The organism is Sphingomonas sp. SKA58 (assembly GCF_000153545.1).
GTDB classification, from domain to species: Bacteria; Pseudomonadota; Alphaproteobacteria; order Sphingomonadales; family Sphingomonadaceae; genus Sphingobium; species Sphingobium soli.
This window is the reverse complement of record NZ_CH959307.1, coordinates 1,111,760-1,130,149: the sequence shown is the minus strand read 5'-3', so window position 1 is coordinate 1,130,149 and position 18,390 is coordinate 1,111,760. Positions and strand designations below refer to the sequence as shown.

At 63.1% G+C, this 18,390-nt stretch carries 18 protein-coding genes; 13 read left to right on the top strand and 5 right to left on the bottom strand.

Annotated elements, in window-relative coordinates; all coding sequences use genetic code 11:
* Positions 1-82: 82 nt before the first annotated feature.
* The 3 genes from SKA58_RS14925 to SKA58_RS14915 all read left to right on the top strand — a co-directional run bounded on the left by SKA58_RS14925 (position 83) and on the right by SKA58_RS14915 (position 2,880).
* Positions 83-577, top strand: coding sequence for a flavin reductase family protein (locus SKA58_RS14925; RefSeq protein ID WP_037543272.1), 495 nt, complete (start codon positions 83-85; stop codon positions 575-577).
* 114 nt (positions 578-691) lie between these two features.
* A complete protein-coding gene (locus SKA58_RS14920; RefSeq protein WP_009823298.1) occupies positions 692-1,672 on the top strand; it encodes a polysaccharide deacetylase family protein in 981 nt (326 codons plus the stop codon).
* On the top strand, positions 1,669-2,880 hold the full coding sequence (locus SKA58_RS14915; RefSeq protein ID WP_009823297.1) for a carboxylate--amine ligase: 1,212 nt from the start codon (positions 1,669-1,671) through the stop codon (positions 2,878-2,880). Before SKA58_RS14920 ends, SKA58_RS14915 begins: the two co-directional genes overlap by 4 nt.
* Here the strand turns inward: SKA58_RS14915 and SKA58_RS14910 are convergent.
* Together SKA58_RS14910 and SKA58_RS14905 are read right to left on the bottom strand one after the other, a co-directional pair.
* The gene (locus SKA58_RS14910; protein WP_009823296.1) at positions 2,852-3,403 is read right to left on the bottom strand and encodes an arsenate reductase/protein-tyrosine-phosphatase family protein; all 552 of its coding nucleotides are present in this window, start codon (positions 3,401-3,403) and stop codon (positions 2,852-2,854) included. The genes SKA58_RS14915 and SKA58_RS14910 overlap by 29 nt on opposite strands.
* A 163-nt stretch (positions 3,404-3,566) precedes the next feature.
* Positions 3,567-4,286, bottom strand: a complete 720-nt coding sequence (locus SKA58_RS14905) for a hypothetical protein (RefSeq protein WP_009823295.1) — start codon at positions 4,284-4,286, stop codon at positions 3,567-3,569.
* A 254-nt stretch (positions 4,287-4,540) separates the two neighbouring features.
* On the opposite strand from SKA58_RS14905, the gene SKA58_RS14900 reads away from it, so the two are divergent.
* From SKA58_RS14900 to SKA58_RS14875, 6 genes are all read left to right on the top strand, one after another.
* A complete protein-coding gene (locus tag SKA58_RS14900; protein WP_009823294.1) occupies positions 4,541-4,987 on the top strand; it encodes a DUF3576 domain-containing protein in 447 nt (148 codons plus the stop codon).
* Between the two features lie 104 nt (positions 4,988-5,091).
* The gene (gene leuS / locus SKA58_RS14895) at positions 5,092-7,647 is read left to right on the top strand and encodes a leucine--tRNA ligase (RefSeq protein ID WP_009823293.1); all 2,556 of its coding nucleotides are present in this window, start codon (positions 5,092-5,094) and stop codon (positions 7,645-7,647) included.
* A 58-nt stretch (positions 7,648-7,705) separates the two neighbouring features.
* Complete coding sequence (gene lptE, locus SKA58_RS14890) at positions 7,706-8,215, top strand: LPS assembly lipoprotein LptE (RefSeq protein ID WP_009823292.1); 510 nt, start codon at positions 7,706-7,708, stop codon at positions 8,213-8,215.
* On the top strand, positions 8,212-9,252 hold the full coding sequence (gene holA / locus SKA58_RS14885; RefSeq protein ID WP_009823291.1) for a DNA polymerase III subunit delta: 1,041 nt from the start codon (positions 8,212-8,214) through the stop codon (positions 9,250-9,252). Before lptE ends, holA begins: the two co-directional genes overlap by 4 nt.
* A 31-nt stretch (positions 9,253-9,283) precedes the next feature.
* Complete coding sequence (msrB, locus tag SKA58_RS14880) at positions 9,284-9,688, top strand: peptide-methionine (R)-S-oxide reductase MsrB (RefSeq protein WP_009823290.1); 405 nt, start codon at positions 9,284-9,286, stop codon at positions 9,686-9,688.
* Between the two features lie 120 nt (positions 9,689-9,808).
* Positions 9,809-11,917, top strand: a complete 2,109-nt coding sequence (locus tag SKA58_RS14875; RefSeq protein WP_009823289.1) for a transglycosylase domain-containing protein — start codon at positions 9,809-9,811, stop codon at positions 11,915-11,917.
* 8 nt (positions 11,918-11,925) lie between these two features.
* Here the strand turns inward: SKA58_RS14875 and SKA58_RS14870 are convergent, their stop codons facing one another.
* Positions 11,926-12,885, bottom strand: coding sequence for a retroviral-like aspartic protease family protein (locus SKA58_RS14870; protein ID WP_009823288.1), 960 nt, complete (start codon positions 12,883-12,885; stop codon positions 11,926-11,928).
* A gap of 266 nt (positions 12,886-13,151) precedes the next feature.
* On the opposite strand from SKA58_RS14870, the gene rho reads away from it, so the two are divergent.
* From rho to SKA58_RS14855, 3 genes are all read left to right on the top strand, one after another.
* A complete protein-coding gene (gene rho, locus SKA58_RS14865) occupies positions 13,152-14,408 on the top strand; it encodes a transcription termination factor Rho (RefSeq protein WP_009823287.1) in 1,257 nt (418 codons plus the stop codon).
* A 123-nt stretch (positions 14,409-14,531) separates the two neighbouring features.
* Positions 14,532-15,251: a YjbE family putative metal transport protein gene (locus SKA58_RS14860; protein ID WP_037543696.1), complete on the top strand. Its 720-nt coding sequence runs from the start codon at positions 14,532-14,534 to the stop codon at positions 15,249-15,251.
* Between the two features lie 142 nt (positions 15,252-15,393).
* Positions 15,394-16,281 (top strand): class I SAM-dependent methyltransferase, encoded by an 888-nt coding sequence (locus tag SKA58_RS14855; RefSeq protein WP_156784222.1) that lies wholly within the window; start codon positions 15,394-15,396, stop codon positions 16,279-16,281.
* A 33-nt stretch (positions 16,282-16,314) separates the two neighbouring features.
* On the opposite strand, the gene SKA58_RS14850 is transcribed toward SKA58_RS14855, so the two are convergent.
* Together SKA58_RS14850 and SKA58_RS14845 are read right to left on the bottom strand one after the other, a co-directional pair.
* Entirely contained in the window at positions 16,315-17,265 is a 951-nt protein-coding gene (locus tag SKA58_RS14850; RefSeq protein WP_037543694.1) for a quinone oxidoreductase family protein, read from the bottom strand.
* Between the two features lie 14 nt (positions 17,266-17,279).
* Positions 17,280-17,978, bottom strand: a complete 699-nt coding sequence (locus SKA58_RS14845) for a dienelactone hydrolase family protein (RefSeq protein WP_009823283.1) — start codon at positions 17,976-17,978, stop codon at positions 17,280-17,282.
* A gap of 150 nt (positions 17,979-18,128) precedes the next feature.
* Between SKA58_RS14845 and SKA58_RS14840 the strand changes: the two genes are divergently transcribed.
* Entirely contained in the window at positions 18,129-18,383 is a 255-nt protein-coding gene (locus tag SKA58_RS14840) for a DUF6489 family protein (RefSeq protein WP_009823282.1), read from the top strand.
* The last annotated feature ends 7 nt before the right edge of the window (positions 18,384-18,390 follow it).

Below are 18,390 nucleotides of genomic sequence, written 5' to 3'. Positions count from 1 at the left end.
GCTCTCTGTCGCTTTTCGCTTGCGCCAGAGCGTCTCGACGCGACAGGGAAGGCGCGACAATAGCAATGGGGAGCGTGACGCCATGGGCATGACCGGTTTTGACAGCGCGACCTTTCGTCGCGTGCTCGGCCATTACCCGACCGGTGTGTGCGTCGTGACCGCCGTCGAAGCGGATGGCGCGCCGGTGGGCATGGTGGTCGGTTCCTTCACCTCCGTCTCGCTCGATCCGCCCTTGGTCGCCTTTTTCCCGGCCAAGACGTCGAGTAGCTGGCCCCGCATTGAAAAGGTCGGCCGCTTTTGCGTCAATATCCTCGCCAGCGATCAGCTGCCGGTATGTCGTCAGATCGCCGCGCCCGGAGTCGATAAATTTGCCGGCATCGCCCATCGCGTATCGGCCCACGGCTCTCCGATCCTGGACGATGTCGTCGCCTGGATCGATTGCACGCTCGATGCGGTGCATGAAGCGGGCGATCACCACATCGTGCTGGGGCGCGTAGTCGCGCTGGAGGTGGAGCGGCCCGAGCGGCCCCTGCTCTTCTTCCAAGGCAGCTATGGCGAGTTCGCACTGCTCGATTGACAAAATCGGGCCTCCATATTGCGCAGCGGCGCGCATGCCGACATATCCCGGACATAATACGGCTCCTTAACGCATTGCGCTTACAGGAGCAGGACACTCTGGCCGGATCACCGCATGACCGCGTTGCTCATCACCGTCGATACCGAGCTGTCCGCCCTGTTGCAGCAACGCGGGCTGAGCCTCGACGAAAATCTGCGACGATCGATCCATGCCGAAACAGGTGGCCGGGCCTGTGGCATTGGCTGGCAGATGGATGTGCTGGATCGCCATGGGCTGACAGGCGTGTTCTTCCTCGACCCGCTGCCTGCGCTGGTTCATGGCGCGGCCTTCCTTACGCCGATCGTCGGTGAGATCGTCGGTCGCGGGCATGAGGTGCAATTGCATATCCACACCGAATGGCTCGCCTGGGCCAGGGACTCGCCTGTCGAAGGGCGTCAGGGGCGCAATATCGGCGATTTCTCGCTAGGCGATCAGGTAACGCTGCTCGGTTTGGCCAAAGACTATCTGGAGCAAGCCGGCGCGCCGCCGATCACGGCCTTTCGCGCCGGCAATTTCGGGGCCAATGACGATACGCTGCGCGCACTGGCGGCTGTCGGCATCGACTGGGACAGCAGCGTCAACCCGGCCTATCTGGGCGGCGACTGCCGCATTTCGGCAGATCATGGACAGATTGGCGCAAAGCGTATCCATGGCGTGGCCGAATTGCCCGTTTCAGGCATCATCGACCGTCCCGGCGGATTTCGACCGGCGCAGATTTGCGCCATGTCGGCGGACGAGATGCGCGCCGGCCTGCGTCACGCCGTTCGCAACGGTCATGACGCCTTCGTCGTGGTGACCCATAGTTTCGAAATGCTGTCGCGCGATCGCGCGCGGCCGAACGGGGCCGTGATCCGCCGGTTCGAACAGCTGTGCCGCGAAGCCGCTGGGTTGCCGGGGGTGCGCGGCATGGGCTTTCGCGATCTTTCACCGGGGCTGGCCGACGCGCCTGAACGTCCCCTGGATCGCGTGCCGCCCAGCCGGTTGCGCACCGGAATGCGCATGGCGGCGCAGGCACTGGCCACGTGGCGCTACGAGCATCGGCTTATCCCTGCGTGAGCGCGCTGCCCGGCGTTCTCCTCCTTGGCATGGAAAATGCCATCGCCCTGACGATCACGCGAGAGTTGGGGGAGCATGATGTTCCTGTGCATGGCGTCGCGCGTGATGCGTCCGCCATCGCTGTCGCCTCGCGTCATTGCCGGGGCTGGACCCGGCGCCCGGACGGGTTGATCGCATCCTGGCTGCCCGATCTTATCGCGCGGACAGGCGCGCGGGCCGTGTTGGCGATCGCTGAATCCGACCTGATGGAATTGGCGACGATGCCGCCGATGATCGGCGATTGTCATATTCTCGCGCCTCGGCTCGATCGCCTGGCGCGTGTGCTGGACAAGCGGCAGACGCTGGAGGCCGCAACCGGGGCGGGCCTGCTTACGCCGCAAACGTGGCAACCCGTGCCTGGTGAGGATTTCGCCGCGCGCCTTGCGGACATGCGCTATCCCCTAGTCGCCAAATGGGCGAACCCGCAGGCGATCTTGCCCGCGCTGGAGGCCGTGGGCCTGGAGTGGCGCAAGACGGATTATCTGCACGGCCCCGATGATCTGCGTATCTTGCTGGATCGGTTTGCACCCATCGGCCGCTGGCCCCTGATCCAGCAATATTGCGCCGGTCATGGCCTGGGGCAGATGCTCTACATGCAGGGCGGCCGCGCCACGCTGCGCTTTCAGCATCGGCGGCTGCATGAATGGCCGCCCGAAGGTGGCGTATCGACGCTTTGCCGGGCAGAACCGATGGACCGCCATGACGCGCAAATGGCGCTGTCGGAAAAATTGCTGCGGGCCATTGGGTGGGAGGGTCAGGCAATGGTCGAATATCGTCATGATCCTGACAATGATCGATATTGGCTGATGGAGGTCAATGGCCGCTTCTGGGGCAGCCAACCGCTTGCCTGGCATTGCGGCGCGCATTTCGCCTGGGAGGCCTATCGCCGTGTCGTCCTGGGGCAGACCGATCCGGCTCGGGCGCCCCGCGACGATCTGCGCGCGCGGTACATGGTGCCCGAAACCAAGCGGCTGGGGCGCATTCTGCTGCGCTCGCGCACGATCGACGATCCCTATTTCCGTCGGCGGCCGCTGGCGGAGCTGGCGGGCTATCTAATCGGATTTCTTGATCCGCGATCGCGTTATTATGTGTGGTCCTGGCACGACTTCCGGCCGTGGCTGCGCGACATGGCGCAGATAGTCAGGAAAGCCGTGCGCCGGGAAGGCTGACAGCGATCCGGGCGACCGCCCTTTCGATGCGGGTCAGGCACTGGGCCATATATTCCTCGTCCAGCCCATAAGGGTCGTGCAGATGCGGCGTCATCGGTCGGGTCCATCGGCCCAGCAATGTGCGCGGCACGTCGCGCAGGCGCGGATCTGCGGCCAACCGGGCCAGTTGCCGCACTTCCATCACCAGCAGCAGGTCGCCCGGCTGCGGCTGATAATCTGCAAGATCGGTGGCGCGATGGGCGTGGAGGTCGTGGCCAAGCGCGTGCGCGGCCGCGATTGCGGGCGGATGAGCGGGGCGACCGGGCGTGGTGGAAAGGCCCACGGATACCGCGCGCAGGCCGGCACGACGCGCTACCGCCTCGGCAAAGGCGCTGCGGCAGATATTGCCCTGGCAGACGAAGACCAGCCGGCGCACGCAGGCGGGATCGAACGACCTGCCCGTGGACAGGCCCAGAAACATCTGTGGATAGGAGAGGGCAAGCCGCACCAGTCCGCGAAACGTGCCGAAGTGCCGGCGAATCATCGGCAAGGGTGAAGGCGGGGGGGCATCACTACGTTGATAGCCAAGCCATGGATGGGATCAACCAGGTTGGGGGCCGTTCGTGGTTCAGATTCACGCAATACCGCGTTGCGGAAACCCGTGCCGCGCATTGATCACCGGCGCGAATCGATCCACGGCCAAGCCGTCAGAATTTGAAGCTGGTGCCCAGATAGACGGCCTGACTATCCTGCCGGTCGTCGGTCATGGGGGTCAAACGACCCACGACATTATTGTTGTAGCGCACGCCCGCCGTTACGTTAAGGTTACGGGTCAGCGAATAGGAACTGGCGAGGTCCAGCGAATAATCCTTCTCAGCCGCCGGGTTGCGCGCGGCGCTCGGTTCGCGACGGCTTTCGATCAGTACCTTGGTGCTGAAACGGTCCTTCTTGCCATCATCGAGGGAGAAATTCTTGGCATCAACCATCGTTTCGACCGGCACCGGGTCAAGCGCCTTGCGGCCCACCGATTCGGGCAGGGCGAATTTGCGCCAGTTATGCGCGCCGTTCAGGCTGAAGGCCATGGGCTTGATATCGACGGGCGTCTCGGTCTTGTCCGAGCCACCGCGATCGCTCGCGCGGACCATGATGGTGATTTCACGCTGGCCGCTCAGCGATCCGCTGGTGGGCGTGAAGCGGAAACCCTGCCGGCTGGCGGATGCTGCGATCTTGGCGTAAGCCGCAGCAAGCTGAGGATCCTTGGTGGTGGGGGTGAAGGAGGAAATGCTGCCGAGCGCGCCCAGCGATACCGGCGCATCGGGGCGCAGCGGCGCCAGATCCATCGCCGCGCCAATGGCGGGAGACAGCAGGAAGCCGGCAACGGCAATTGCCGATCCTGCTACCGCTAAATATCCCCTGTTCATGCGCATGACCCGAATCTCGTCCCCGCCAACTTGTATTTGTTAACGCATTACACCGACAAAGCCGCCACTGGCTAGAGGCCCGGCGGCTTTTTATCCAAGCTGTTGCTCCAAACCCACATGTTTGTCGAAGGTGCCGGCGGCGCAATAATTTCGCGGTCAACGCCCGCGCGGGACGGACTGATCCAGCGCCCCTTGCCCAATGGCGCGCGGACACTATAGAAGCGGGCTGATTTTCGTCTTTTCAAGCTAGGACATGCCTGATGGCCCGTCGCCTTCCCGCCCCTGTTTCCGCCGGTCTGCTGCTGGCTGCGCTTCTGCCGCTCCCGGCGTGCGGCGGTGGTTCCAAGGACCGGCCCAAGGCGGATCTCGCCGCCTCTCGCGTGACGACGATCGGCGTCAACGCCTATCTGTGGCGCGCGACGCTCGACACCTTGTCCTTCATGCCGCTGGCGCAGACCGACTCGAACGGCGGCGTGGTCGTCACCGACTGGTATATCGATCCCAATACGCCCGGTGAACGGATGAAGCTGACCGTGTCGATCCTGGATCAGGATCTGCGCGCCGATGCGGTGCGCGTCGCTGCCAGCCGCCAGGTCAGCCAGAATGGCGCCTGGGTCGATGCCCCGGTCAAGGCCGCCACGGTGCAGAAGCTGGAGGAGATCATCCTCACCAAGGCGCGCGACCTGCGCCGCATGGCGATCGGCTGACCCTACCCCAATTTCCAGGGGCCGCGCGGCGCGGCCCGTTTTTCAGCATCCGGGGCTGGGCTTCATCGCAGGCCCAGCCCCGCGCGTATGTGTAAGGATTAGAGATGCAAAGGCGCTTCAACCCGCTGGAGGCCGACGCCCGCTGGCAGGCGGTGTGGGACGAAAAGCAGAGCTTTCGCGCGAACGATGCTTCGCCCAAGCCGCGATCCTATGTGCTGGAGATGTTTCCCTATCCATCGGGGCGCATCCATATCGGCCATGTGCGCAACTATTCGATGGGCGATGTGCTGGCGCGGTTCCGGCGGATGACCGGGCATGAAGTGCTGCATCCGATGGGCTGGGACGCCTTTGGCATGCCGGCCGAAAACGCCGCGATGGAAAAGAAGGTGCATCCGGGCGACTGGACCCGTTCCAACATCGCCAACATGCGCGCGCAGCTGAAAAAGCTGGGCTTCGCGATCGACTGGAGCCGCGAACTCGCCACCTGCGAACCGGACTATTATGGCCATGAACAGGCGCTGTTCCTGGACATGCTGGAGGCTGGCCTCGTCTATCGCAAGGAATCGTCGGTCAACTGGGACCCGGTCGACATGACCGTGCTGGCGAACGAACAGGTGATCGACGGCAAGGGCTGGCGATCGGGTGCGCCGGTCGAAAAGCGCAAGCTCAACCAGTGGTTCCTCAAGATCACCCAGTTCGCCGACGACCTGCTGGACGGGCTGAAGAGCCTCGACCAATGGCCCGAAAAGGTGCGGACCATGCAGGAAAACTGGATCGGTAAGTCGGTCGGGCTCCAATTCCGGTTCGACTTCGCACCCTTCCCGGAACGCGAAGCGCTGGAGGGTCTGGACGCGGGCGCGGGGATCGCGGTCTATTCGACCCGGCCGGACACCATCTTTGGCGCCAGTTTCGTCGCGATCGCGGCGGACCATCCCGTGGCGCAGGCGATCGCCGCCAACAATGCGGACGCCGCCGCCTTCATCGAGAAATGCAAAGAAGGCGGCACCACCGCGGCCGAGCTGGAGACGGCCGAAAAGCTGGGTTTCGACACCGGCCTGTCGATGGTTCATCCGTTCGACCCGGACTGGCAGCTGCCCGTCTTCATCGCCAATTTCGTGCTGATGGACTATGGCACCGGCGCGGTCATGGGCGTGCCCGGCCATGACCAGCGCGACCTCGACTTCGCTCGCAAATATATGCTTCCCGTGGAGCGCGTGGTCGCCGCCGAGGGCGAGGCCGACAAGCCCATTCATGACGAGGCCTATACCGGCCCCGGCCGCCTCGTGAACAGCCGCTTCCTTGATGGAATGGCGGTGGAAGAGGCCAAGGCCGCCGTCATCGCCCGCGCCGAGAGCGAAGGCTGGGGCGAGGGCAAGACCGTGTTCCGCCTGCGCGACTGGGGCGTGTCGCGCCAGCGTTACTGGGGCACGCCGATCCCCGTGATCCATTGCGACGGCTGCGGCGTGGTCCCGGTACCCAAGGATCAGCTGCCGGTCGTGCTGCCAGAGGATGTCAGCTTCGACATTCCCGGCAACCCGCTCGACCGGCATCCGACCTGGAAGCATGTCGATTGCCCGGCCTGCGGCAAGCCCGCCCGGCGTGAGACGGACACGCTCGACACCTTCGCCGATTCCAGCTGGTATTTCATTCGCTTTGCCAGCCAGCCAAAGGACAGGCCGTTCGATCGCGCCACGGTCGAGCAATGGCTGCCGGTCGGCCAATATATTGGCGGCGTCGAACATGCGATCCTGCATCTTCTCTACGCCCGCTTCTGGACGCGCGCGCTCCAGCATATGGGGCAGCTGGGCTTTGCCGAGCCGTTCATCGGGCTGTTCACCCAAGGCATGGTGACGCATGAAACATACAAGGCCGGCGATGGCAGCTGGCTGTCGCCCGGCGAGGTGAAGAAGTCCGGCGACGACTATACGCATATCGAAAGCGGCGCGCCCGTTACCGTTGGCCGCGTCGAAAAAATGTCCAAGTCCAAGAAAAATGTCGTCGATCCCGATGACATCATCGAACAATATGGTGCGGACGCGGTGCGCTGGTTCATGCTGTCCGACAGCCCGCCCGAGCGCGATCTGCCCTGGACCGACAGCGGCATCGAGGGCAGCTGGCGTTTCGTCAACCGTGTCTGGCGGCTGTTCGCTGAGGCCGATGCGGCGGCGGAAGGCCAGGACAAGGCGCTGGACCGCAAGCTGCACCAGACGATCGACGGCGTGGCGAAGGATATTGAATCGCTGGGCTTCAATAAGGCGGTCGCCAAGATCTACGAGCTGGTGAACGCGATCGAAAAGGCCAGGCCATCGGCCAGCCGCACCACGGCCATTCGTACGCTGGCGCTGCTGGTCGCGCCGATGACGCCGCATCTGGCCGAGGAAGGCTGGGCGCAGATGGGGCAGGACAATGGCTGTTCCGGCCTGATCGCCGAGGCTTCATGGCCGGCGGTCGATCCCGCGCTGCTGGTCGATGATGAAGTCACCATCGCCTGCCAGGTCATGGGCAAGCTGCGCGACACCATCACCGTGGCCAAGGGAACGCCCAGGGACGAACTGGAAAGGTTGGCGCTCGCTGCCCCGAATGTCGCTCGTATCCTGGACGGTGCCAGCCCCAAGAAGGTGATCGTGGTGCCCGATCGGCTGGTCAATCTGGTCATCTGAATCGAACCTCGTCGTTCCCGCTTTCGCGGGAACGACGGAAGGTTTAAGGGTCCGGATCATGAAGCGCATCCTTCCCGTCATCGTCCCCCTTATCGGTCTTGCGTCCCTTACCGCCTGCGGGCTGCGGCCGGTCTATGGTGGGGGCGGCGCTGGGCCGGTCGCGCGGGCGCTGGGCAATGTCGAGGTCGCCCCGATCGAGGGCAAGGCGGGCTGGCTGGTCCGCAATGCCCTCAACGATCGGCTGGCCGCGATGCAGAGCGGCAGCGGCCCGCGCTACCGACTGGTCGTCAAGCTGGACGATAATATTGCGGGCCTGGGTCTGCGCGCCGACGCGGCGATCACGCGCGAGCGGCGGACGCTGCGCGCGCGCTACCAGTTGGTGGATGAAAGCACAGGCGCGCAGATATTGGACGATACCGCCGGGTCGGACGCGGGCATCGACGTCACCTCCAGCGAATATGCCACGATTGCCGCCGAAGATACCGCGCTGGAACGGCTGTCGCAGACGGTCGCTGATCAGATTATCACCCGCCTTGCTCTCTATTCGCGCAAGGCCGCCAATCCTTGAAGGCCAATCGCGGCCAGATGGAAAAGGCGCTGGACGCCCCCGGTCAGGGTGCGGCCGCGAACACCCGGTTCTTCCTGCTCTACGGCCCCGATGAGGCGGGCAGCCAGGCGCTGGCGAAGCGTCTTGAACGCGCCATGGGGCCGCAGGCGGAGCGGATCGATCTCGACGCGCCGACCCTGCGCGAGGATCCGGCGCGCCTGTCCGACGAAGCGGCGGCCTTTTCCATGTTCGGCGACAAGCGGTGGATTCGCGTCAACGGCATTGGCGATGATTGCCTGCCCGCCCTCAACGCCTTGCTGGACGCCGAAGCGGCGGGCAACCCGGTGATCGCGGTCGCCGGCGCGCTCAAGCCGACGTCGAAGCTGGCCAAGCTGGCGCTCGATCATAAAGGCATATTGGCCTGCATCTCCTATCAACCCGACGGCCGGGAGGCGGAGCAGATCGCCATCGGTATCGCGCGGGACGGCGGGCTGCGCCTGTCGTCTGACTTGGCCCGGCGGATCGTCGACCTGTCGGGCGGGGACCGGGCGCTGATGGCGGGCGAGATCGAAAAGCTGATTCTCTATCTCGACGCGGCGCCCGACCGGCCGGCCGAAGCCACGGGGGAAGCGCTGGATGCGCTGTCGGCGGACAATCCTGAAACGGAAGTCGGTCCCCTGGTCAACGCCGTGCTGGGCGGCGACCTTCGCGCGATGCATCGCGAATTGACGGCATTGGCGCAGGCGGGCGCCGCAATGGCGGCTGTGATCCGCCCGTTGCTCACCCGCGCGATGCTGCTGGCGACGATCCGTGACGCCTTCGACGCCAGCGGGCGGCTGGAGGCGGCGGTCGATCAGGCCGGCCGCGCGGTGTTCTGGAAGGAAAAGGGGCTGGTGACGCGGCAGGTGCGACTTTGGGACGCGCCCGGTATCGCGCGCGTGATCCAGCGATTATTGGCAGCCGAGCGATCGAGCCGCGGGGGCAGGGGCCTGGGCGACCTGATGGTGCGGCATGAATTGCTGGCCATAGCGCGGCAGGCAGCGCGGGAGCGGGCTTGATCCGCCTTCGCCCCATGGCCATATTGCCGCCATGGAAAAGATCAGCCTCACCGACGCCGAATGGCGCCAGCGCCTGACCCCCGAACAATTTCATGTGCTGCGCGAAGGGGGCACGGAGCGGGCCTTCACCGGCAAGCTCAACGCCAACAAGATCGATGGCGTCTACTATTGCGCCGGCTGCGGCGCGGAACTGTTCGATGGCGAGGAAAAATATGATAGCGGATCGGGCTGGCCCAGCTTCACAGCGCCCGTCGACATCGACGCGGTCGAGGAAATTCGCGACACCAGTCACGGCATGATCCGCACCGAAGTGCGCTGCGCCAAATGTGACGGGCATCTGGGCCATGTCTTTCCCGATGGCCCCGGCGTCAATGGCCTGCGTTACTGCATGAACAGCGCCAGTCTGGACTTCAAGCCGCGCGAACAGCATCCATGATCGTTCATCGCTGGTAAAGCGCGTATCGCCATGGAAGGGGCGAAGCGGTCCTTTTCGAATGCCGGACGCATGATTTGCGCTGGCCCGGACCAGGTTTAGCGCGTATCCGGGGCGGCACAGATGGCAGGATCAGGCAAGAGCAAGGGCACGCCCCGCGGCGTCAGGAAATGGCTGATGCGCGGGCTGAAGATCGGCTTGGCGGCAGCGGTCGCGGCCATGTTGGCGCTGGTGATCGCTGTCGTGATCGCGCTTCAGTCGCTGCCCGACTATGAAAGTCTCAAATCCTCGCCCAATGGCCAGATGATCCGCGTCCATGCCGCCGATGGCAGCGTGATCGTTTCGCTTGGTCCCAGTTTCGGCCGCTGGATGACCTATGATCAGATCCCGGCGGTCATGGTTGACGCGATGGTTTCGACCGAAGACAAGCGTTTCTATATGCATCCCGGCATCGACCCGGTGGGCATGGCGCGCGCCGCCTGGGTCGCGGTGGAACGGCGCGGGTCCGGCCGCCGCCTGCAGGGCGCATCGACCATTACGCAGCAGGTGACGCGCAATATCTTCCTCAACAACAGCTATAGTTTCGGGCGGAAGATCCGCGAAATGGTGCTGGCGTTGGCGATGGAACGCAAATTTTCCAAGCGGCAGATCCTCGAACTCTATCTTAATAAGGTGTATTTTGGCGGCGGCGCCTATGGCATCGATGCCGCCAGTCGCAAATTCTTTGGCCATCCCGCAACGACGATCGACCTGCCAGAGGCCGCGATCATCGCCGGACTTGTCAAGGCGCCTTCCAGCTATTCCCCCACCGCCGACGCCGAGGCGGCGATCGGCCGCGCGGGCGTCGTGCTCGACCTGATGCAGGATAATGGCAAGATTTCCGCATCGGAACGCGCCAGCGTCGACCTGGACGACGTCAAGATGGCGCCCGAACCGCCGCAGAACAGCGTGCGCTATTTCACCGACTGGGCGTTGCCGCAGCTCGACCTGCTGATCGACGAACCCAATGAGCCGCTGGAGGTCTATACCACGATCGACCTTGGCATGCAGCGCGCCGCGACCGCAGCGGTGCAGGCCAACGCGCCCAAGGGCGCGCAAGGCGCCATGGTCAGCCTGGATCGCGACGGCGCCGTGCGTGCGATGGTCGGCGGCCTTGATTATGTGTCGTCCAACTATAACCGGGCCGTCACCGCCACCCGTCAGCCCGGTTCCGCGTGGAAGATCTTCGTCTATATGGCAGCGCTCGAGGCGGGTTATACGCCCGACACCGGCATCACCGACGAGCCGGTAACGATCAACGGGTGGAGCCCCCGCAACAGCAATGGCCGCTTCGCCGGCGCGATCGATATCCGGACCGCCTTTGCCTATTCCATCAACACGGTCGCGGCCAAGCTGGGCGTGGAAGTGGGCTTTTCCACCGTCGCCGACATGGCCCGCCGCTTTGGCATATCGACGCCGATTAACACCCATCCTTCCATGGTGCTGGGCACGTCCGACGTGCGCCTGATCGACATGACGCGCGCTTTTGCCTCGATCGCGCGCAAGGGGATCGCGGTCACGCCCTATGGCATCACCAAGGTGACGACGGCGGACGGGCGACTGCTCTACGAACATCAGGATGACACCAGCCGCGTGCTGGTCGCGCCCTGGGTGGCGGCGGGCATGACCGACCTGATGCAAACCGCGGTCAGCACCGGGACGGGCCGCGCCGCACAGATCGGCCGGCCAGTCGCGGGCAAGACTGGCACCACCAGCAGCAACAAGGATGGCTGGTTCCTGGGCTTTTCCAGCGGCATCACCACCGGCGTCTGGATGGGCCGCGATGATGCGCGTGCGGTGGGCGGATTGCAGGGGGGGCGCGCCCCGGCGCGCGCCTTCGCGGACTATATGAAGGTCGCCGTCGCCAAGCGACCGGTCGAAAAGTTCGACACCGAAGTCACCCTGCCCGAATGGCAGCTCGAACCGGATGAAGAGGCCTATTATGAGGGCCCCGACAATGGCGCCTATGCCGGCGGCATGATGGTCGATGAAAATGGCTATCCGATCGAGCCGCCAGCCCCCGCGCCTTCGCAGGGCTATGAGGATGAGCCGGATATGGAGGTCGACCCGCAGGATCGCCCGCAGCCGCCGCGGCTCGACCAGCAGTGGATCGACAATGTGCTGGGCCGCGACCGCGCGCGCCAGCCGGCGCAACAGCCGCCGTCCAACCGGCCGCCATCGCAGCAGCCCTGAAACGCGGCTCAGCCATCCGCCGGTTGGTTCGCCGCCAAGCGTGTGGGCGTGATCGCACTGGCGTCGGGTAACAGGAAGTCGACCTTCCCCCGCGCGAAATCGATCGCCACCCGATCGAACACGCGCAGCGCGCTGATGCCCAGCAGCAAGGCGGGCTTGTCCTGCATGCCCAGTTCCGCAAAGGGGCTGGCGTCGGCAAAGATCACCGGCACTTCGGTCAGGTTGACGCGGCCCAGCGCCACCGATCCTATGCGGCCGACTTCCCCGATCAGCGTGCCGCCCGTGACGCTGGTGAGTGTCGCGGTCAGCAGGTCGGGCGCGCGCTTTTTGCGCAGCAGCTTGTCGCGTAGCGCCAGGTTGCCGATGCTGTAATGGCTGCCGGTATCGAGCATGATGTTGACCCGCATCCCGTTGACCCGCGAATCCAATAGAATCAGCTGCCCGCGCTTGCGCCGCGCCTCCACCACGATCGTGTCGGGATCGGTTGGAAATGTCCGTCGGCGGCCACTGTCGGCAATGTCCATCGTGCCGCTGCGGAAATTCAGGACGACGCGCCTGTCGTGCAGGCTATCCAGCCCCAACAGGCCCGCTGCGCCCAGATGCTCCCCCTCCAGCACAGGCGCTTCGATATCGTCGATCACGCCCGCACCGAATGTCAGGCGCGGCAGGGCGACCGTTGCGACCTGGGACCGCCCGGTCATGCTAAGGATCGTGACATCGGCGCGCGGCGGCAACGCCAGGCGTTGAGCCAGGTCGCGTGCGATCACCGTGCGCTGCGATCCAGTATCAATGACGAAGGGCCATGGCCCCTTGCCGTCGATGGAAATGGGGATGGTGACGCGATCGTCCAGGCTGGCGGTGCGCACGAGCGCGGGAGGTACTTGTGGATCGAGCGGCGGCGTCTGCGCAGCCAGGGGCGCGTCACCGAACGCCAGCATGATCGCCAGCAGGGCAGGGAGCCGTCCCATATCCTCATCCTCTCCGTGTCTTCCGCCGCCCTTATAGCATGACAGGCGACAATCGCACCATGTGCACCGCTGACCGCGCCATTGGCGAACGGGCCCAGATTTGCGGATTTTGGATGCCTGTCCCAGCTTGACGGAAGGATGCACGGCCCGCTACACGCAAACAACCTGTCCACGCCCTTCCGGAGCGCGGAGTCCCGGCGGTCCTCGCCGGCTAAATCCTTCCTTTCCGGCCTTTTCCTTCTTCACCTCATCGGACCGACTCGCTCATGCACCTCAAGGACCTCAAGAAAACCGTCCCCGCCGACCTCGTCACCATGGCGGAGGAACTGGGCGTAGAAGGCGCATCGACGTTGCGCAAACAGGACCTGATGTTCGCGATTCTGAAGGCCGAGGCGGAAAATGGCGAACAGATCATGGGTGAAGGCACGATCGAGGTGCTGCCCGATGGTTTCGGCTTCCTGCGCAGCCCGGAAGCCAATTTCCTCGCTGGTCCCGATGACATCTATGTTTCGCCTAATCAGGTCCGCAAATTCGGCCTGCGCACTGGCGACACCGTGGAAGGTGAGATCCGCGCGCCCAAGGATGGCGAGCGATATTTTGCCCTCACCAAGCTGACCACGGTCAATTTCGATGACCCCGATGTGGTTCGCCACCGCGTCAATTTCGACAATCTGACGCCGCTCTATCCGGACGAGAAGCTGCGGCTCGATACGCTGGACCCGACCGTCAAGGACAAGTCGGCGCGCGTCATCGACATCGTTTCCCCGCAGGGCAAGGGCCAGCGCACGCTGATCGTCGCGCCGCCGCGCGTCGGCAAGACGGTGATGCTGCAGAATATCGCCAAGGCGATCACCGACAATCATCCCGAAGTCTTCTTGATCGTGCTGTTGATCGACGAGCGGCCCGAGGAAGTCACCGACATGCAGCGCAGCGTGAAGGGTGAGGTTGTCTCCTCCACCTTCGACGAGCCCGCCACCCGCCACGTCCAGGTCGCCGAAATGGTGATCGAAAAGGCCAAGCGTCTGGTCGAGCACAAGAAGGATGTGGTGATTCTGCTCGACTCCATCACCCGCCTTGGCCGCGCTTACAACACGGTCGTCCCTTCGTCGGGTAAGGTGCTGACCGGCGGCGTCGACGCCAACGCACTCCAGCGTCCGAAGCGCTTCTTCGGCGCGGCGCGCAATATTGAGGAGGGCGGGTCGCTCTCCATCATCGCCACCGCGCTGATCGACACCGGCAGCCGTATGGACGAAGTCATTTTCGAAGAGTTCAAGGGCACCGGCAACTCGGAAATCGTGCTGGACCGCAAGGTTGCGGACAAGCGAATCTTCCCGGCGCTCGACGTCGGCAAGTCCGGCACCCGCAAGGAAGAATTATTGGTCGATAAGCCCACGCTCAGCAAGATGTGGGTGCTGCGCCGCATCCTCATGCAGATGGGGACGATCGACGCGATGGAATTCCTGCTCGACAAGATGAAGGACAGCAAGACCAACGAGGATTTCTTCGCGACGATGAACCAGTAAACCCGCGGGGGGTTCATTCTTCACGGACATGGGGCGCTTCGGGCGCCCCATATTGTATCGGAGCGCCGGATCATGCGATGGTTCGGCGTTCTTCCTATCGACGACAGGGACGCAAGGGCCGCCATGATCGACCTATTCGCCACCGCCGCTTCGGCTGCTCAAGGGGTCGGCTCACCTGCCGAAATCTGGCAGCATATCATCCATGATTTCAGCAATATAACCTCGCCATCCGCGCTGTCGGCCTTTGTCCAGGTGTTGATGATCGACGTGCTGCTGGCGGGCGACAATGCGATTGTCGTCGGCGCGCTGGCGGCTGGTCTTCCCGCCGCCCAGCGTAAGAAGGTGATCCTGATCGGCATCCTGGCCGCTCTGGTGCTGCGCATCGCCTTTGCGTTGGTGGTCAGCCAGCTGATGCAGATTGTCGGCCTCATTCTGGCCGGCGGTCTGTTGCTGCTCTGGGTCAGCTGGAAGATGTGGCGCGAGCTGCATCCTGCGCGTGGGGCGGATACGCCGGACGATCCCACTGATGACGACGTGTCCGGTTTGCGTCCGGCCAAAAGCTTCGCGGCTGCCGCCTGGGCCGTCGCCGTGGCCGACGTGTCGATGAGCCTCGACAACGTCCTGGCCGTGGCCGGCGCGGCGCGCGACCATCCAGGGATCCTCATGATCGGCTTGGTCCTGTCGGTCGCCCTGATGGGCATCGCGGCCAATGTCATCGCCCATTATATCGAGCGTTTTCGCTGGATCGCCTATCTGGGCCTCGCCGTCATCATCTATGTGGCGTTGAAAATGATCTATGAGGGGTTTGTCGATCAGCAAGTGGGCCTGCTGACCCTGTTTTGATTATATCGGCCCCGCCAGAGCGACGCATACCCCAAGGGATGTGCATCTTTTTTTCGCCTGCTCCTTGATCCCCTTGTCGTGGCTCGGCTACCGCGACCGTATCGGCTTATGCCGAGCGGATCGGCTGGCTGAGGACGGATTAGTGGCAGAATTCTCGAAAATCTTTGACGCGATGCGTGCCACTTCCATGAATGACTGGGTTGGCGGATCGGACCCCGAACAGGTTGGAGACGCCTGCGTCGCCTTGTTTCGAAGTTTGGTTACTTTGAATAGCGAATCCCGCGTCCTCGATTTTGGTTGCGGGATCGGGCGGGGTCTGGTGTCTTTGTACAAGTCTGGCATTCGCCCCAGTCAAGTTGTGGGCATGGACATCATGCCGCCCGTCATAGACTTTTGCGAGCAGCATATTACTCCGCAGTTGCCAAACGTTCGGTTTGAATTGATTGAGGGGGCCAATGATCATTATGATCGGTTTATAGATAAGCGGGACAGGGAAAGCCATGCGGCCCTAGCCAAGAAATATTGCGATCACTTTACGGATGGATATGCATTTTCCGTATTCACCCACGTCACGCAGGATGATTTTGAAACCCTACTGGCCTTTATTTCCGCAATGATGAAACCGGGCGGCCGCTTCTTGCTAACATGTTTCGAGCTCAATGCTTATTCGCGCCATATGGTTATGGCGGGACAGTCCATGTTCCCGCTCGATCGCCAGCGCATGGCGAACGCCGACGATGTATTCATCGCCAACCCTGAAGACCCACTTGCATTCATCGCCTTCGATGCCAGTCTTATCCGCGCCATGATATGGCGTGCCGGTATGGCTGTGACCAAAGTCAAATATGGGTGCTGGATGGGTGGCGGCATCGGAGATGGTTTGCAAGATCTTATCGTCTGTACGAAGCTTCCGGCGATCAACGATGCGGAGGACGTGCCCATGACGGCATTGGTCAGGCGTGACCCCGTGGTCAACGCGCCCTCGCTGTCGTCACGCGCCAGGAAGCTGTTTGAACGGCTGAACTCTTAAGCGGCTACCGCTACACGCTGTTATTCGCGCGACTTACGGGGCAAGCACGGTAGAGCCAATTGTCTGCCTTGCTTCGAGCATACGATGTGCCTGCGCGGCGTCGGTCAGGGCAAAATGTTGGCCAATTTCGGCCTTGATGATGCCTTGGGCCATGCGGTCAAACAGTCTTTGGGCCGTATGCGTCAGCGCTTCGGGCGTAGCCACATAGTCGAACAACGTCGGTCGCGTTACGTACAGTGATCCACCGCGGCTTAAATCGAGCAGATTGACAGGCGGCACAGCGCCTGAGGCATTGCCATAGCTGACCATCATGCCGCGACGTTTGAGGCTGGCGATCGACGCGTTCCAGCTCGCCTTGCCCACGCCATCATAAACGACATCGACACCATGTCCGTCGGTGATCGCACATATATGATCGGCGAGCGTCTCCATGGGATCATGCAGACTATGGTCCGCATCGACCTTCGCAGCTTTCTGCGCCGAGCCACTGTGGGCGATGACGATGACGCCCTTGTCCCGCAGCCAGGGAACCAGCACCGATCCCACACCACCCGCGGCGGCATGAACCAATGCCACCTGCCCGGCTTTCAGTGGGAGCACGTCTTCGGCCAAGTAGCAGGCGGTCATGCCCTTCAGCATCATCGCCGCCGCATCCGTGCTGTCAATAGAATCGGGCAGGGCGACCAGCTGGTCCTGCGACACGACCCAATGGGTGGTGTAGCTGCCCTTGCCCGTGCCGCTCGCCACCCGATCGCCGACGGAAAAGGCAGTGACCCCTGGACCGACCGCCGCTACCCGCCCGGCACCCTCATTGCCCAATGTGAGGGGAAGATCGCCGGGATAAAGGCCAGTGCGAAAATAGGTGTCGATATAATTGAGACCAATGGCCTCGGTCGCCACCAGCACCTGGCCATGGGCCAGAACGGGAGTGTCCACGTCCTCCCGCTCGATCACATCCGGCCCGCCATGCTGCCGGACGATCATGCGATAGGCCTGCGTCAAGACAGATGCTCCGCGAAAAAATCGGCGGTGCGGCCATCGGCCAGAACGGCTGCGGCATCATTCCGACGCTGGCCCATTTCAGTGGCAAAGCCATGATCCAGACCCTCATAATCATGCAACGTCACATGAACATTGTCCTTCAGCCCTTCATGCATCGCTTTCTGCACATCGGGCGTGACGAAATGATCTGCTGTCGGGATATGAAGCATGGTCGGTTTGCCGATCGCGTGCTGTTCGCCCAGCAATCCATCGATGCCGACGCCATAGTAGCCGACAAAGGCGTCGCCGTCGGTCCGACATGCGGCCATGAACGCCAGACGACCTCCCAGGCAATAGCCTACCAGCCCTACCTTGCCGCCGCCGGCCGCGACCCGCGCCGCTTTGATCGTGGCTTCAAGGTCGCGAATACCCTGGTCCTGATTGAACTTCGGCATCAACCCCAAAGCCTGGTCCATCTCGTCGGGGACATCCGGATCAAGTTCGATATGCGGATCGATGCGCCAGAACAGGTCGGGCGCATAGGCGACATAGCCTGCTTTTGCCCAGCCATCGCATTTGCGCCGGATGCCTTCATTGACGCCAAATATCTCCTGGATAACGATGATTGCCGCCTTGGCCTCGCCCTCGGGCTTGGCGACATAGGCGTCAAATTGCGCGTCGCTGTCCAGCGTGTCGACAGGAATGAATGCACCCATTTCTTGATCCTTTCGCAACGAGTCCCGCACGCATATTGGCCCTGCCATCGGGCGGCACAACCATCGATTGGCCCTAAAAATTAGCATTTGCGCGTCCATCTATCGCATGACAGATGATGTGCATGCATATCAGCCGGAAAGGGCAGGGACATGAAGGTTACCGTTGACGTGGACTGCACCCCGGCGGAGGCCCGCGCCTTTCTCGGATTGCCGGATGTGAGCCCGATACACGACAAATATATCCGCACGATGCTGGATAGTTTTGATGGCATTGGCAGTGTCGAGCAAATGGAAACGTTGCTCAAAAGCTTTTCGCCATTGGGCGACGCCAGCATGCGGATGTTCCAGCAGATGATGAATGTCGGGCTGGCCGGTATGGGCGGCGGCAAGGACGACACAAAGTAGCCGTGCG

What these genes read in the sequence shown, in the direction of transcription:
- SKA58_RS14920 (WP_009823298.1), top strand. Translation starts at nt 692, where the DNA reads ATGACCGCGTTGCTCATCACCGTCGATACCGAGCTGTCCGCCCTGTTG.
- rho (WP_009823287.1), top strand. Translation starts at nt 13,152, where the DNA reads ATGCACCTCAAGGACCTCAAGAAAACCGTCCCCGCCGACCTCGTCACC.
- SKA58_RS14875 (WP_009823289.1), top strand. Translation starts at nt 9,809, where the DNA reads ATGGCAGGATCAGGCAAGAGCAAGGGCACGCCCCGCGGCGTCAGGAAA.
- SKA58_RS14845 (WP_009823283.1), bottom strand. Translation starts at nt 17,978, where the DNA reads ATGGGTGCATTCATTCCTGTCGACACGCTGGACAGCGACGCGCAATTT.
- SKA58_RS14910 (WP_009823296.1), bottom strand. Translation starts at nt 3,403, where the DNA reads ATGATTCGCCGGCACTTCGGCACGTTTCGCGGACTGGTGCGGCTTGCC.
- SKA58_RS14900 (WP_009823294.1), top strand. Translation starts at nt 4,541, where the DNA reads ATGGCCCGTCGCCTTCCCGCCCCTGTTTCCGCCGGTCTGCTGCTGGCT.
- SKA58_RS14860 (WP_037543696.1), top strand. Translation starts at nt 14,532, where the DNA reads ATGATCGACCTATTCGCCACCGCCGCTTCGGCTGCTCAAGGGGTCGGC.
- leuS (WP_009823293.1), top strand. Translation starts at nt 5,092, where the DNA reads ATGCAAAGGCGCTTCAACCCGCTGGAGGCCGACGCCCGCTGGCAGGCG.
- msrB (WP_009823290.1), top strand. Translation starts at nt 9,284, where the DNA reads ATGGAAAAGATCAGCCTCACCGACGCCGAATGGCGCCAGCGCCTGACC.
- SKA58_RS14905 (WP_009823295.1), bottom strand. Translation starts at nt 4,286, where the DNA reads ATGCGCATGAACAGGGGATATTTAGCGGTAGCAGGATCGGCAATTGCC.
- SKA58_RS14850 (WP_037543694.1), bottom strand. Translation starts at nt 17,265, where the DNA reads ATGATCGTCCGGCAGCATGGCGGGCCGGATGTGATCGAGCGGGAGGAC.
- SKA58_RS14925 (WP_037543272.1), top strand. Translation starts at nt 83, where the DNA reads ATGGGCATGACCGGTTTTGACAGCGCGACCTTTCGTCGCGTGCTCGGC.
- SKA58_RS14870 (WP_009823288.1), bottom strand. Translation starts at nt 12,885, where the DNA reads ATGGGACGGCTCCCTGCCCTGCTGGCGATCATGCTGGCGTTCGGTGAC.
- SKA58_RS14840 (WP_009823282.1), top strand. Translation starts at nt 18,129, where the DNA reads ATGAAGGTTACCGTTGACGTGGACTGCACCCCGGCGGAGGCCCGCGCC.
- lptE (WP_009823292.1), top strand. Translation starts at nt 7,706, where the DNA reads ATGAAGCGCATCCTTCCCGTCATCGTCCCCCTTATCGGTCTTGCGTCC.